The following is a 12,871-nucleotide window of genomic DNA, read 5'->3' as shown; positions in this document are numbered from 1 at the left end:
CGCCCCTGAGGAGTGTGCCCATGCCCGTGATCCTGATCGCCAATCCCAAGGGAGGGGTCGGCAAGAGCACCTTGTCGACCAATGTGGCCGGCTACCTGGCTTCGCGCGGGCACAAGGTCATGTTGGGTGATGTCGACAAGCAGCAATCGGCCCGCCGCTGGCTGGCCCAGCGCCCGGCGCAGCTGCCCTTGATCCAGGGCTGGGATTTCGACGGTGAGCAAGTCGTCAAACCGCCCAAGGGGGTCAGCCACGTCGTGCTGGACTCGCCCGCCGGCCTGGACGGCAAACGCCTCAAGACCCTGCTCAAGCTGGCTGACAAGCTCATCATCCCGCTGCAACCCAGCATGTTCGACATCCAGGCCAGCTTTGATTTTGTCCAGAAGCTGGCGGAGCTGCGCAGCCGAGACGACCCGCCCAAGCGTCTGCCTCAGCTGGCCCTGGTCGGCATGCGCGCCAAGGAGGGCACGCTGTCCCTGCAGCAGCTGCGCGGTTTTCTCGCTGGCTTGGACACGCCCGTGCTGGCCATCTTGCGTGACACCCAGAACTATGTGCAGCTGGCGGCGCAAGGCCTGAGCCTTTGGGATGTCGCCGAAGGTCGGGTCGAGCGTGACCTGGCCCAATGGGCACCGCTAACGGCCTGGCTGGACGCCAAGTCACCCTGACTGTTGGAGCCGACGCGTGCGCCATCAGAACAGCTGTGCGGGCGTATCACCCATCGGGGTGTGTACCCCAGTCGCCTGCGGCGCTCTATCATTCAGCCCGCATGAGACACACCATAGGCTGCGCTGAAGGATGGGCATGAAGGTTTTGCTGATCGACGATCACCCGCTGATATTGGCGGCCTTGAAGACCGTCATCGAGGGCATGGGCGATCATGTGCAGGTGGTCGGCGCCGAAAGTGCGGCGGCCGCTCGCCAGGCTTTGTTGGCTCACAGCGACTTCAATCTCGTGCTGCTGGATCTGCAGCTGGGCGACGCCAGCGGCTTCGATGTGCTGGACGAGTTCCGCACCGCTTATCCGGCCCTGCCGGTGGTGATCATCTCCGCCTCCGACCGCGCCAGTGATGTGATCCGTGCGATTGACCAAGGTGCCATGGGCTTTGTGCCCAAGCGTGCCGAGACCGAGCTGCTGTCCCAGGCGCTCAAGCTGGTCATGTCAGGGGGCATCTATGTGCCGCCCATGGGTCTGGGCTCGGACGGCAGCTCGGACCAGGACAGCGCTGCACGCGGCGACGCATTGAGCCCGCAGCAGAGCAAGCTGCAGCAGATTCAGCAACAAGCGCTCGCCTCAAACTACCAGGTGACGACCGGTCTGGAGGGCTTGGCCCTGACACCGCGCCAGACCGATGTGCTGGCCCTGCTGTTGCAAGGCAAGCCGAACAAGATCATCGCGCGCGAGCTCGGGGTTTCGGTGGAGACCATCAAGGACCATGTGGCAGCCGTGCTCAAGGCCCTGGGCGTGGGTTCGCGTACGCAGGCGGTGTTGGCCGTCGGGCAAATGGTGCAGCGTCAGCCCGACGCGCATTTTTCGACCTGGCGGGTGGCCCCGCTCTGAGCCTCAGGCGCGGTTGGTCCGGCTGCTTTCAGACCGGCGTATAGGCCAAGCGCACATAAATAGGCGCAAAGGCCTCGGCCTGGGTGATTTCCAAGAGGCGCTCGCGCGCCAGTTCCAGCATGGCGATGAAGGTCACCACCAGCACCGACTGGCCGCGTGACACATCGAACAGCTGCTCGAACTCTACGAAGCGCTGCCCTTGCAGCCGGCGCAGCACGATGCTCATGTGCTCTCGCACCGACAGCTGCTCGCGCGTGATCTTGTGATGCTGATTGAGCTTGGCGCGCCGCAGGATGTCCAGCCAGGCGTCGCGCAAGTCATTGGCGTCGACGTCCGGGAAGCGTGGCTGTAGCGACTGCTCGATGTGAATCTGGGCCCGTAGAAAATCCCGACCCAAGACCGGCAGGGCGTCCAGCCGGGCTGCAGCCAGCTTGATCTGCTCATACTCCAGCAGGCGCCGCACCAGCTCGGCGCGTGGATCTTCAGGCTCCTTGCCGTCTTCGCTTTTCTTGGGCGGCAGCAACATGCGCGACTTGATTTCGATCAGCATGGCCGCCATCAGCAGGTACTCGCTGGCCAGCTCGAGGTTGTGCTTGCGCAGCTGGTCGACATAGCTGAGGTACTGGCGCGTGACGTCGGCCAGTGGGATGTCCAGGATGTTGAAGTTCTGGCGCCGGATCAGGTAAAGCAGCAAGTCCAGCGGACCCTGGAATGCTTCCAGGAACACCTCCAGCGCATCGGGCGGGATGTAGAGGTCGAGCGGCATCTGGAACAGCGGCTCGCCATAGAGCCGCGCCACGGCCACGCTGTCGATGGTCTCCGGCAAGCCGGGCAGCGGGTCGGCCGGCGGCGGCGGCAAATCGGCCGCGGGCGGGTGCTCGCTGCTCATGGTCTCGGTCGCTGCGAGAACCGGAATCGCGGCTTACTTGGCCTGGGTCTGGTAGACGTAGGGCTGCTGCTCGACACGTGCGGCCCGGTAGTCTGCCTGGGCGGCGCGGTCCACGGGCTTGTCCCAGAGCAGGGCACGGCCGGCGCGCTGTTCCGCTTCCAGCGTCGGCTTCTTGGCCTTGAGCTCGTCGATGAAGGTGCTGGCTTCGGACTTGTAGGCTTTCCAGAACAGAGGCATGGTGTGGGTAGATGCTGAGGGGCGGCGGACCGCAATGTTTGAATTTTACAGGCTGGCCGCCTTCGCAGCGGCCAGCCATTGCGTGAAATCGCCATGAATGCCTTGCGAGCCCAGGGGCCTCGACCAGGCCGCCGCGCTGGATCAGGCGGGCCGCCAGCACGAGCAGCAGCAGCGTCTGGACCATGCCCGGCACCGAACACGCCGACGGCCATCGGGCCCAGTGCCTGGCGACGCGGCGTGCGGGACTGAGCCTCGGCGCACTGCGGCAAAAGCCTGCTGGCGTCAGCGCACCCGCATGCCTGGCTGAGCACCGGGGAAGGGCTCGAGCACAAAGATACCGGGGTTGGCCTTTTCGTCGGCGTGGCTGGCGGCCAGCACCATGCCTTCGCTGATGCCGAACTTCATCTTGCGCGGAGCCAGATTGGCCACCATCACCGTCAGCTTGCCTTCGAGCTGCTCGGGCTGGTAGGCGCTCTTGATGCCGCTGAAGACATTGCGCAGGCGGCCTTCGCCCACGTCCAGGGTCAGGCGCAGCAGCTTGTCTGAACCCTCGACATGCTCGGCCTTGACGATCTTGGCGATGCGCAGATCGACCTTGCTGAAGTCTTCGATCTTGATCTCGGGCGCCAGTTCTTCGCCACCGGGCACGGGCTTGGGCGCGGCTGCTGCTGCCGGTGCTTCGAACAGCGCTTCCAGCAGCTTGGGATCGACCCGCTGCATCAGGTGCTCGTAGGCGCCGATCTGGTGGGCGCCCAGGGCGCGTGCGCTGTCGGCGAACTGCAGCGGCGCGATGCGCAGGAAGCTCTCGACCTTGGCGGCCAGCACCGGCAGCACCGGCTTCAGGTAGATCGTCAGCAGGCGGAAGGCCTCGATGCAGACGCTGCAGACATCGTGCAGCACGGCATTCTTGCCTTCTTGCTTGGCCAGCTCCCAGGGCTTGTTTTGGTCCACATACTCGTTGACACGGTCGGCCAGCAACATGGTCTCGCGCAGGGCCTTGCCGAACTCGCGTTCCTCGTAAAGCTCTGCGATGGTGCCGCTGTGGGCGCGCAGACCGTCCAGCAGGGCTCGGCCTTCCACGCCCAAGTCGGCCGACAGGTGACCGTCGAAGCGCTTGGCCAGGAAGCCGGCGGCGCGCGAAGCGATGTTGATGTATTTGCCGACCAGATCGCTGTTGACGCGGGCCACGAAGTCATCGGGGTTGAAGTCGATGTCCTCGACCCGGGCGTTGAGCTTGGCGGCGATGTAGTAACGCAGCCACTCGGCATTCATGCCCAGGTTCAGGTACTTGAGCGGGTCCAGGCCGGTGCCGCGGCTCTTGCTCATCTTCTCGCCGTTGTTGACGGTCAGGAAGCCGTGCACAAAGACATGGTTGGGCGTCTTGCGGCCGCTGAAATGCAGCATGGCCGGCCAGAACAGGGTGTGGAAATAGGTGATGTCCTTGCCGATGAAGTGCACCTGCTCGACCGATTCGTCGGCCATGAAGGCCTCGTAATCCTGACCGGTCTTGCTGAAGTAGTTCTTCAGTGAGGCCAGATAGCCGATCGGCGCATCCAGCCAGACGTAGAAATACTTGCCCGGCGCATCGGGGATCTCGATGCCGAAATAGGGCGCGTCGCGGCTGATGTCCCAGTCGCCGAGCCCGCCCTTGCCGTCTTCATCCTTGGTGAACCATTCCTTGATCTTGTTCAGCACCTCGGACTGCAAGCGGCCCGGGGTTTGCGTCCACTGTTCGAGGAACTCGACGCAGCGCGGATCGCTGAGCTTGAAGAAGTAATGCTCCGAGCTCTTCATCACCGGCGTGGCACCGCTGAGCACCGAGAAGGGATTCTTCAACTCGGTCGGTGTGTAGACGGCGCCGCAGGATTCGCAGCTGTCACCGTACTGGTCTTTGGCGCCACATTTCGGGCATTCGCCCTTGATGAAACGGTCCGGCAGGAACATGGCCTTTTCCGGGTCGAAGAACTGCTCGATGGTTTTCACCTCGATCAGCTCGTTGCGACGCAAGGCCTTGTAGACCTCCTTGGACAACTCGTGGTTCTCGACGCCGTCGGTCGAGTGCCAGTTGTCGAAAGCAATGTGGAAGCCGTCCAGATAGGCCTTGCGGCCAGCCGCGATCTGGGCCACGAACTGCTGCGGCGTGATGCCTGCCTTCTCGGCGGCAATCATGATGGGCGCTCCGTGCGCATCGTCGGCGCAGACGAAATGCACCTGCTGGCCCAGCATGCGCTGGAAGCGCACCCAGATATCGGCCTGGGTCCACTCCATGATGTGGCCAATATGGCAGTTGCCATTGGCATAGGGCAGGGCGGTGGTGACGAAGAGCTTGCGTGTCATGGTGTCTTTGCGGGCCTGGCGGAGGTGCCGGGGAGGCGCGCATTTTAGGGCCATGCGTGCACAGGCCTGGCCGCTGCCGCCGCAGCGGGCCGGGCTCAGCTGCTTGTGGCAGGCGCCGCAGGGTCGGAGCTGACGCCGCCTTCGTTGGGAGCCGCTTCGCCGCTGCCGTCTTCGGCGGGCGCGTCCTGATCGGGGCTGCCGTCAGGCTTTTGCAGCTTGCGCTGGCGTTTCTCTTCGGTTTTCTTCTTCTTGGCCAATTCGCGTTGGCGTTTTTCGTATGAGTAGTTCGGTGTGGCCAAGGACATGCTCCTGCAAGGCATCTGCGGGGCGCAGATAGGGGTGTCACTGTAACCGCTGGACGCTGTGGCCGGCGCGCTGGCGTGGTTCCGGTGCGCCTCCATTTAGCGTGAAAAGCTCGGTTGAACATGAAGCATCGGCCCTAAGTGCCTGATTCTTATGGTCTAAAAAGACTATCCACTTTCGCTGTGGATAACTTTGTGGACAAGGGCCTCTGGAGCGCGCCAAACCCTTGTGGCGAGGCCATCTGGCTTAATCTGCCTCTTTTCGCGGCACTGATGCTGCCTCTATATGAATCAATGACTTAGCGGGCGTCTGTGCTAGCTGCCCGGCGCGGTCCCAGAGTTGCTTGATCCAATTCCTGTGGATCAAGAAGTGGGGATAAGTCAAGCCCTGAACACGCTTCGTCGCGAAATTCAGTGACATTGCGGTGACAGACATGCCTCGTTTTTGCACAGCTGCTGTGGACAACTTTGTGGGCTGAATCTCGATAGCGTGGCTAAGTGATTGATGGGGCTGGTGCTTTGCTGGTTTGCCTGGTTTTTGTGCAGGCGCGAGCCGGTATCGGGGGCGATGCCTAGGTTCTTGCTCGCGCCGCATGGCTAAAATCGCGCACTTTGCACGGTAGCGGCATCAGGGCAACAGATGACTCAGGCACAACAGGGAAGGGCGGCGGCCAAAGCCGCCGAGGGTTTTGAGTTGAAGAGCACGACGCTGAGTCTGCTGTCGCTGCAGCTCAAGACCGCAGACCTGGCCGAACTCGGTCGCCAACTGGACTTGCGTTTGGGCGACACGCCCGATGTGTTTGGCCACGAACCGCTGCTGATCGATCTGAGCCAGCTGCCGCTGGAGCCTGCCGGCGCGATCGCAGCGCAAGAGCAACCGACTCAGCTCAGCCTGGAGCCCGTGCTGCCGGTGCGGGCCGACATGGATGTGGCAGCTTTGCTCGCCTTGCTGCGGCGCCACCGCATGGCGCCGGTGGCCATGTATGGCGCCCAGCCTGCTGAGCTGGCGCAGGCTTTGTCCCTGGGCTTGGCCGAGGCGCCCGAACCCGAGGTTCCGACCGCGCCGCGTGCACGCTCGGCGGAGCCGGCGCCCGTGGTGCAGGAGGTGATTCGGGAAGTGGTGCACGAGGTCATTCGTGAAGTCGCTGTGCCGGGCGAAGCGGTCCGCACCCTGGTGGTGGACAAGCCGTTGCGCTCAGGCCAGCGCATTTACGCCAAGGGCGGCGATCTGGTCGTGCTGGCCCTGGTCAACCACGGTGCCGAGGTGATCGCTGACGGCCATATTCATGTCTATGCGCCGCTGCGCGGTAAGGCCATTGCTGGCGCGCGTGGCAACACTGAGGCGCGCATCTTTGCTGCCAGCATGGAGGCCGAGCTGATTTCGATCGCCGGCATCTACCGGACTACCGAGAACCCCTTGCCCGATACGGTGCAGGGCAAGCCGGCGCAGATCCGGCTTGAGGGCGAGAAGCTGGTGATGGAAGCGCTGAAGCTCTGAGCGCCTGATTTGAAAGAATGGCCGGAATCACCGGTCGGAACGAAAAAAGCAGGTCGGCGCTGGCGCCGGCCGCCTCAGTTGTAGTTTTGAAAGGATCTGATTCGATGACCAAGATCGTCGTGGTGACCTCGGGCAAGGGTGGCGTGGGCAAGACCACCACCAGCGCCAGTTTCGCAACCGGCCTGGCCTTGCGTGGACACAAGACCTGCGTGATCGACTTCGACGTCGGTCTGCGCAATCTCGACCTGATCATGGGCTGCGAACGCCGTGTGGTCTATGACCTGATCAACGTCATCAATGACGAGATCAAGCTCAGCCAAGCGCTCATCAAGGACAAGCAGCTGGACAAGCTCTTCATCCTGGCCGCTTCGCAGACCCGCGACAAAGATGCGCTGACCTACGAAGGCGTGGAGCGCGTGCTCGAAGAGCTCAAGTCCATGGATTTCGAGTACATCGTCTGCGACTCACCGGCCGGTATCGAAACCGGTGCGCTTATGGCCATGCACTTCGCCGACGAGGCTCTGGTGGTGACCAACCCCGAGGTTTCCTCGGTGCGTGACTCGGACCGTATCCTGGGCATGCTCAACAGCAAGACCAAGCGCGCCATCGAAGGCAAGGACCCCATCAAGGAGCACCTGCTGATCACCCGCTACAACCCCAACCGTGTCGAGGGTGGCCATATGCTGTCGCTGGAGGACATCCACGAAATTCTGCGCACGCCGCTGATCGGCGTGATCCCGGAATCGGAAGTGGTGCTGCAAGCCTCCAACCAAGGCTCACCTGCCATCCATATGCAAGGCACCGATGTATCGGAAGCCTACAAGGATGTGATCAGCCGCTTCCTGGGCGAAGACAAGCCGATGCGCTTCATCGAAGCCGTCAAGCCCAGTCTGTTCAAACGCCTGTTCGGCGGCAAGTAAGCAGGAGGACCGGATGAGTTTCCTCAAATACTTTCTGGGCGAAAAGAAAAGCACCGCCAGCGTTGCCAAGGAGCGCCTGCAGCTGATCCTGGCCCATGAGCGCAACGGCCGCAAGCCCAGCGCCGATTACCTGCCTCAGCTCAAGAACGAGCTGCTGGCGGTGATTTCCAAGTACATCGACATCGATATGAAGGACATCAACGTTGATGTCCAGCATCACGGTGATATGGATGTGCTGGAGCTGAAGATCGAGCTGCCGGAAGGGCGCTGAGATTGCGAGTTATGAATCAAAAGGCCGCGTCAGCGGCCTTTTTTGTGGGCGCATTGCTGGGTGTGTGCGGCGGCTGTCGGCACAAAGCAGCCTTCTTGTTCTTCCTCGTGAGACCCTGCAGTCCAGGCCGCCGCCGGGCTCATGGTTCCGGGGTCGGCCCTGTTGGGCCGACTGCCTTGCGCTGCTCGCGCCTCGGGGCTGGCGCATAACTCACTTCACTCACTACGCTCGTTCCGTTCAGACAGACGCGCCAAGTCAGAGCTTGAGGCGCGCGAGTACGCGCGCGCCCCGAGCCGCTGCGCTGCTCAGCCCTTCACAAATCGCCCGGCGGCGCCCCGAACTGCAGGGCGCTTGCATCGCGATCGATGTGCCCCTCGACGGTGGAACGCGCCACCTTCGGAGGTGGCTCGGCCCGACGACGGGCGATTTGTGCGCGGCCGAGGGCGCAGCGGAGCGGCTCAGGCGCGCATGAAGTGCGCGCTTCAAGCACTGACTCGGCGCCACTGTTTGACCACAGTGAGCGCAGCGAACGGAGGGAGTTTGGCGCCGCTGAGCCGCGCAGTGAGCACCGAGGGGAGCCGGCTCGCAGAGCCGGCCCGGGCACCATGAGCACGGCGGCGGGCCGAGCCACCGCAGCGCGGAAACCCGGATACCGAACTTCCGCTCTGTGCCGCATGCCGCCCCTTGGCCGCTAGCGCTGGCGCGCCTGCTCGCGCTTCATGAACAGATAGAGACTTTCCACCTTGGCGCGTGCCCACGGTGTCTTGCGCAGGAACTTGAGGCTGGAGGCGACGCTGGGGTCTTGCTGGAAGCAGCGGATGGCGATTTGTTCGCCCAGTTCACGCCATCCGAAGTAGTGCGCCAGCTCGGTCACCATGGCTTCCAGGGTGATGCCGTGCAAGGGGTCTTTGGGCTTCTTGGTGGGCGGGGCTGGCGGCGTGGCGCTGTCGTGGTGTTCGCTCATTGGTGGTCGAACTGCGAGGCGTTCTTGCCCTTGAACTGGGCGTAAAAGGCCTTGATCTTGACCATATCGGCCTCGATGTCGCCACTCGGCACAAAGGTTGGCCCGAGGCCGCTGAGCTTGCGCTCGTAGTCCATATAGGCCATCACGATGGGCATTTTCGCGGTGTGGGCGATCCAGTAGAAGCCGGTTTTCCAATAGCGGGTCTTGCTGCGCGTGCCCTCGGGCGGCACGATCAGCTGCACCGGCCCGTCCGCAGCCACCAGGGCGGCGGCTGAGGCGGCCACCAGATTGCTGGACTGCTCTCGGTTCACGCTGATGCCGCCCAGCCAGCGCATCACCGGGCCGAAGGGCCAGCGGAAGATCTGCTGCTTGCCCATCCAGTAGACATTCAGGCGCAGCGAGAACGCCACCATCAGCGTGTAGGGCAGATCCCAGTTGCTGGTGTGAGGTGCGGCGATCAGCACGCATTTGGGGTGTTCGGCCGGCAAGCTGCCTGAAACGGTCCAGCCGCGCCACCTCAGGAACGCGAGCGAGAAGCGGCGCAACAAGGTGTTGACGACGGGAGTGGTGAAGATGGTTCTATGCATATCGGTGGGGCGCAGCGAACCCGGGATTATCCGGCCCGGTGGCCGGGCCGCTTGCGGCGCCGCTGCCAGTTTTTGCAGCAAACCAGCAAAGTTTTCGTGAAATCAATCACTTGCAGCGTGCATGCGCAGGCTGTGCACGGACTTGTCCACAGCGCCTGTGGAGCGAGTGTGCCCTGTGGGCGCTGTGGCTTTTGCCACGAGATGGCCGGTCTTGGGCCGTTTGCTCTGAGCTTGCCTGCCGCCCCAAGCCGGGGACACTGAGCTCCCAGCCTTGGAGGTTTTCGAGTGCAAGAAGGGGTGGTTCTGAGCAATCTGGCGCGTGCTTGGTCGGGTTTGACCGGGCAGAGCTGTGCCTTTGCGCCGGGCTCAGAGCCTCCGTCCCCCCGGGCCGACGATGCCTGCTTCATGCTGCCCATCACCGACTGCGTCACCGGCTTCAGCAGCCACCCGCGCGCCATCGTGCTGCTGCTCCTGGGCGCCGCTGAGAGCCAGGCCCTGGCCGCCGCCATGTTCGGCCTGCCTCCTGAGCAGCTCAGTGCGGCCGACCTGCAGGATGCCGGTGCTGAGTTGTGCAACATCCTCAGCGCCAGCCTGATGGAGTGCCTCGACGATGCCAGCCTGGCCAATCTGGGCCTGCCCCAGCCCTTGGATCTCAGCCGCTGGCCGGACCTCAGCCATCGCGGTGAGCGCCGTGCCCTTTTCGAATTGAGCGACCAGCCCCGGAGGCTGGTCGTCATGCTGACCGACATCCATCTGGATGACAGCTTCTGCCGCGAGTAACAAGACCATGCAAACAGCCAATCTAGCCCCACTGCGTGTCCTGATCGTCGACGACAGCCGAGCCATCCAAGCCATCATTCAACGCGTGCTGCAGTCCGCCTCTTTGGGCCCGCTGCAGTTCGAGCTGGCCATGGACGGCGAGCAGGCCCTGCGCCTGGTCACCAGCTTCGAACCCGATCTGGTGATCTCGGATTGGCATATGCCCAAGGTCGGTGGCTTGGAGATGCTGCAGACCCTGCGCCAGATTGGCCGTCACGAGATCAAGGTCGGTTTCGTCACCACCGAGACGGCCGAGCGTCATTTGTCCCAGGCGCGCAGCAACGGCGCCATCTTCGTCATCAACAAGCCCTTCAAGGATGAAGACCTGCTGCGCGAGGTGCAGGCGGCCTTGGCTTCCTGCCGCGAGGCCTTGAAAGGCCCGGCGCCGGCCCTTGAGTCGGCCGAGGCCCTGAGCCTGCTGATCAAGTCGCAGATGCGCGAGATTCCTTTTCGTCTGATTCCTGTGCCCGGCCAGGGCCTGGATGACCTGAAGCTGCCCCATGATCTGGCCATGTACGTGGCCGAAGGTCAGAAGACCCCCCATGCCCTGGGCATCCTCGACGTCAATGCCTGTTGCATTCTGGGCGGCGGTGGCGCGCAGCTGCAGCCGCCGCCGGTACGGGCTGCTTTGCAGGCAGGCGTGCCGACGCCCGAGATGATGAAGCAGGCCGATCTGTTTCTGCGCTCGGCTGCCGGCATCCTGGTGCGCGAGCCGGGCACGGCGCCCGTCTCATTGAAAGTGGTCAATCTGGTCGCCAAGCCCTTCGACAAGCTGCGCAGCCTGATGGGGCGCGACGCCGGGCGCAGCGACTACCGGCTGTCCGTGCCGGGCTACGGCGAGGGCCGCATGGCCTTTGTCCGCCTCTGACCGGCCTTTGTGCACTGCAGTGGAGTTGAGCCGATGAAACGCGAGCCACCATGGAACTGACCGTTGAAGGCATTGCTGGCGTCAGCCTGTTCCTCGCCAATATGGTGGTGATCATTGTCGTCATCGCCACCTACTGGCGCATGACACGCTACGAGGAAAGCAACCACATCCATATCGTCAACGCCCTGCGCGAAACCCGTGACGCCGGGCGCGAGATGAAGATTGCCGCCCATGAGCTGATGCGCGTGGCGGAAGGTCGCGGCGGCACCGGCGGCGGTGGTGCCTTCGGTGGCGGCCTGCCGCCCGATATGCAGGCTTTGAACGAGTTGCCTCAGCTGGTGCGCAGCTTGATCAACAACTACGGCATGGACAGCTCGGCCGAGCGCGCCCAACGCGAGGCCGAGCGCGAGCCCTGGCCCGCGCAGGCGCATGAGATGGACGAGGAAAAGATGGAGCGCCTCAAGCGCAGCCATCGCAACGAGGTCGATCGCTTGCTGGCCCAGCGCCAACGCGTGCAAATGGAGCTCGGTCGGACCCGCGAACGCCTTGAGGAGAGCTTGCGCAACCAGAGCCATGCCCAAGCCCGGCCGGGCGCCGCAAGTGGCGCTGGCGGCGACACCGGCGAGTTGGCCGCTGCCAAACAGCGCCTGGAGCAACTGCGCGGTCAAGTGACCCAGGCGCAGGAGCGGGCGACCGGCTTTGAGATTCGGGCGGAACGCGCCGAGCGCACCGCGGCGCGGCTGCAGCGTGAACTGGAGGATCTGGCCCTGCACGGGCCTGCCGATGCAGCGCCCGCAGCCGCAGCCGAGGTGCTGCCCAATGCCAGCGCGATCAAGGCTCTCGAGCGCGAAGCTCAGGCCCAGCGCGAGCAGCTGGCCGCGGCCGAGCGCACCATCCAGAAGCTGCGCCATGACCTGGAGGTGCTCTCGGCCGACCCTCCAGGGCACGACGAACCGCCGGATGAGGCGGTGCTCGAAACGCGCGCCAAGCTGGAGAAGGAGATCGAGAAGCTCAACGGCCGAATCGAGGAGCTCGAGGACTCGCTCAAGCGCAATCTGGTCGAGAAGGGTTTCATCGAGCAGCATTACCTGGATGTCACGGCGAAGGAACGCAACCCAGGCCAGGCCTTGGTGGAGGCCATGGCGGAGGCCACGGCCACTGCGGAAGCCGGTGCCGATGTCCCTGCCGCGCCGCCTGAGTCAGACCCCGGCGTCGCGCCAGATAGCGCGCCGCGTGCCTGAGCGGGCCAGTCCGGCCGGCGTCTTCAGTCCTTGCGCCGCACCGGGGCCAAAAGCAGGTCGCTGCGCGCTTCGGCCACGCAAGGCAAGATCCAGCCGGCGGCCTTCTCCTCGCGGCTGAGCCCCGGCCACTCGATGCGGTAGGCGATCTCGCCTTCCAGCAGCTGGCGCACGCAGGCGCGGCAGGTGCCATTGCGGCAACTGCTCAGCATGAAGGCGCCCGCCTGCAGCGCGGCTTGCAGCACGGTTTGCTCAGGCCGAGCGGTGAAGGTTTCGGTCGGATCCTCGGCTTGGATCAGTCGTATCTGAAAGCGGCTGCTCATGGAGCCATGATGCTGCAAATCAGGGCAGACGCTATGCTCTCGCCCCTGCCGACTTCACAAGAGC

At 63.9% G+C, this 12,871-nt stretch carries 15 protein-coding genes; 8 read left to right on the top strand and 7 right to left on the bottom strand.

Annotated elements, in window-relative coordinates:
* The first annotated feature begins 20 nt into the window (after positions 1–20).
* Complete coding sequence (locus tag ACQY39_RS19755; protein WP_263563316.1) at positions 21–662, top strand: ParA family protein; 642 nt, start codon at positions 21–23, stop codon at positions 660–662.
* Between the two features lie 136 nt (positions 663–798).
* Complete coding sequence (locus ACQY39_RS19750) at positions 799–1,554, top strand: response regulator (protein WP_428509148.1); 756 nt, start codon at positions 799–801, stop codon at positions 1,552–1,554.
* A gap of 28 nt (positions 1,555–1,582) precedes the next feature.
* Here ACQY39_RS19750 and ACQY39_RS19745 read toward each other — a convergent pair whose 3' ends face one another.
* The 4 genes from ACQY39_RS19745 to ACQY39_RS19730 all read right to left on the bottom strand — a co-directional run bounded on the left by ACQY39_RS19745 (position 1,583) and on the right by ACQY39_RS19730 (position 5,316).
* Positions 1,583–2,443: a segregation and condensation protein A gene (locus ACQY39_RS19745; RefSeq protein WP_263520569.1), complete on the bottom strand. Its 861-nt coding sequence runs from the start codon at positions 2,441–2,443 to the stop codon at positions 1,583–1,585.
* A 33-nt stretch (positions 2,444–2,476) separates the two neighbouring features.
* Positions 2,477–2,680, bottom strand: a complete 204-nt coding sequence (locus ACQY39_RS19740; protein ID WP_263520570.1) for a DUF3460 family protein — start codon at positions 2,678–2,680, stop codon at positions 2,477–2,479.
* 282 nt (positions 2,681–2,962) lie between these two features.
* Positions 2,963–5,017 carry a methionine--tRNA ligase gene (metG, locus tag ACQY39_RS19735; protein WP_428509146.1) on the bottom strand — a complete coding sequence of 685 codons (2,055 nt, stop codon included), beginning with the start codon at positions 5,015–5,017 and terminating at the stop codon, positions 2,963–2,965.
* Between the two features lie 95 nt (positions 5,018–5,112).
* Positions 5,113–5,316, bottom strand: coding sequence for a hypothetical protein (locus ACQY39_RS19730; protein ID WP_428509144.1), 204 nt, complete (start codon positions 5,314–5,316; stop codon positions 5,113–5,115).
* Positions 5,317–5,959: 643 nt separating this feature from the next.
* Here ACQY39_RS19730 and minC point away from each other — a divergent pair.
* From minC to minE, 3 genes are all read left to right on the top strand, one after another.
* A complete protein-coding gene (gene minC, locus ACQY39_RS19725; RefSeq protein WP_428509142.1) occupies positions 5,960–6,817 on the top strand; it encodes a septum site-determining protein MinC in 858 nt (285 codons plus the stop codon).
* Positions 6,818–6,921: 104 nt separating this feature from the next.
* Positions 6,922–7,737: a septum site-determining protein MinD gene (minD, locus tag ACQY39_RS19720; protein ID WP_263520576.1), complete on the top strand. Its 816-nt coding sequence runs from the start codon at positions 6,922–6,924 to the stop codon at positions 7,735–7,737.
* Between the two features lie 13 nt (positions 7,738–7,750).
* Positions 7,751–8,008 carry a cell division topological specificity factor MinE gene (minE, locus tag ACQY39_RS19715; protein ID WP_102769837.1) on the top strand — a complete coding sequence of 86 codons (258 nt, stop codon included), beginning with the start codon at positions 7,751–7,753 and terminating at the stop codon, positions 8,006–8,008.
* A gap of 691 nt (positions 8,009–8,699) precedes the next feature.
* Here minE and ACQY39_RS19710 read toward each other — a convergent pair.
* Together ACQY39_RS19710 and ACQY39_RS19705 are read right to left on the bottom strand one after the other, a co-directional pair.
* Positions 8,700–8,972 (bottom strand): VF530 family DNA-binding protein, encoded by a 273-nt coding sequence (locus ACQY39_RS19710; RefSeq protein WP_428509139.1) that lies wholly within the window; start codon positions 8,970–8,972, stop codon positions 8,700–8,702.
* A complete protein-coding gene (locus ACQY39_RS19705) occupies positions 8,969–9,559 on the bottom strand; it encodes a 1-acyl-sn-glycerol-3-phosphate acyltransferase (RefSeq protein ID WP_263516710.1) in 591 nt (196 codons plus the stop codon). The genes ACQY39_RS19710 and ACQY39_RS19705 overlap by 4 nt, the downstream gene beginning before the upstream one ends.
* Before the next feature lie 405 nt (positions 9,560–9,964).
* On the opposite strand from ACQY39_RS19705, the gene ACQY39_RS19700 reads away from it, so the two are divergent.
* From ACQY39_RS19700 to ACQY39_RS19690, 3 genes are read left to right on the top strand one after another with little or no spacing between them, the layout of a single operon-like run.
* Positions 9,965–10,339 (top strand): hypothetical protein, encoded by a 375-nt coding sequence (locus tag ACQY39_RS19700; protein WP_428509137.1) that lies wholly within the window; start codon positions 9,965–9,967, stop codon positions 10,337–10,339.
* A gap of 7 nt (positions 10,340–10,346) precedes the next feature.
* Complete coding sequence (locus tag ACQY39_RS19695; protein ID WP_428509135.1) at positions 10,347–11,246, top strand: response regulator; 900 nt, start codon at positions 10,347–10,349, stop codon at positions 11,244–11,246.
* Between the two features lie 50 nt (positions 11,247–11,296).
* Positions 11,297–12,487, top strand: a complete 1,191-nt coding sequence (locus ACQY39_RS19690; protein WP_428509133.1) for a hypothetical protein — start codon at positions 11,297–11,299, stop codon at positions 12,485–12,487.
* A 23-nt stretch (positions 12,488–12,510) separates the two neighbouring features.
* Here ACQY39_RS19690 and ACQY39_RS19685 read toward each other — a convergent pair whose 3' ends face one another.
* Complete coding sequence (locus ACQY39_RS19685; protein ID WP_428509131.1) at positions 12,511–12,807, bottom strand: 2Fe-2S iron-sulfur cluster-binding protein; 297 nt, start codon at positions 12,805–12,807, stop codon at positions 12,511–12,513.
* Between the last annotated feature and the right edge of the window lie 64 nt (positions 12,808–12,871).

The sequence above is a fragment of the Roseateles sp. genome, from assembly GCF_965262435.1.
Lineage (GTDB): Bacteria > Pseudomonadota > Gammaproteobacteria > Burkholderiales > Burkholderiaceae_C > Paucibacter_A.
The sequence above is the reverse complement of the archived record's forward strand: the minus strand, read 5'-3'. Positions and strand labels throughout refer to the sequence as shown.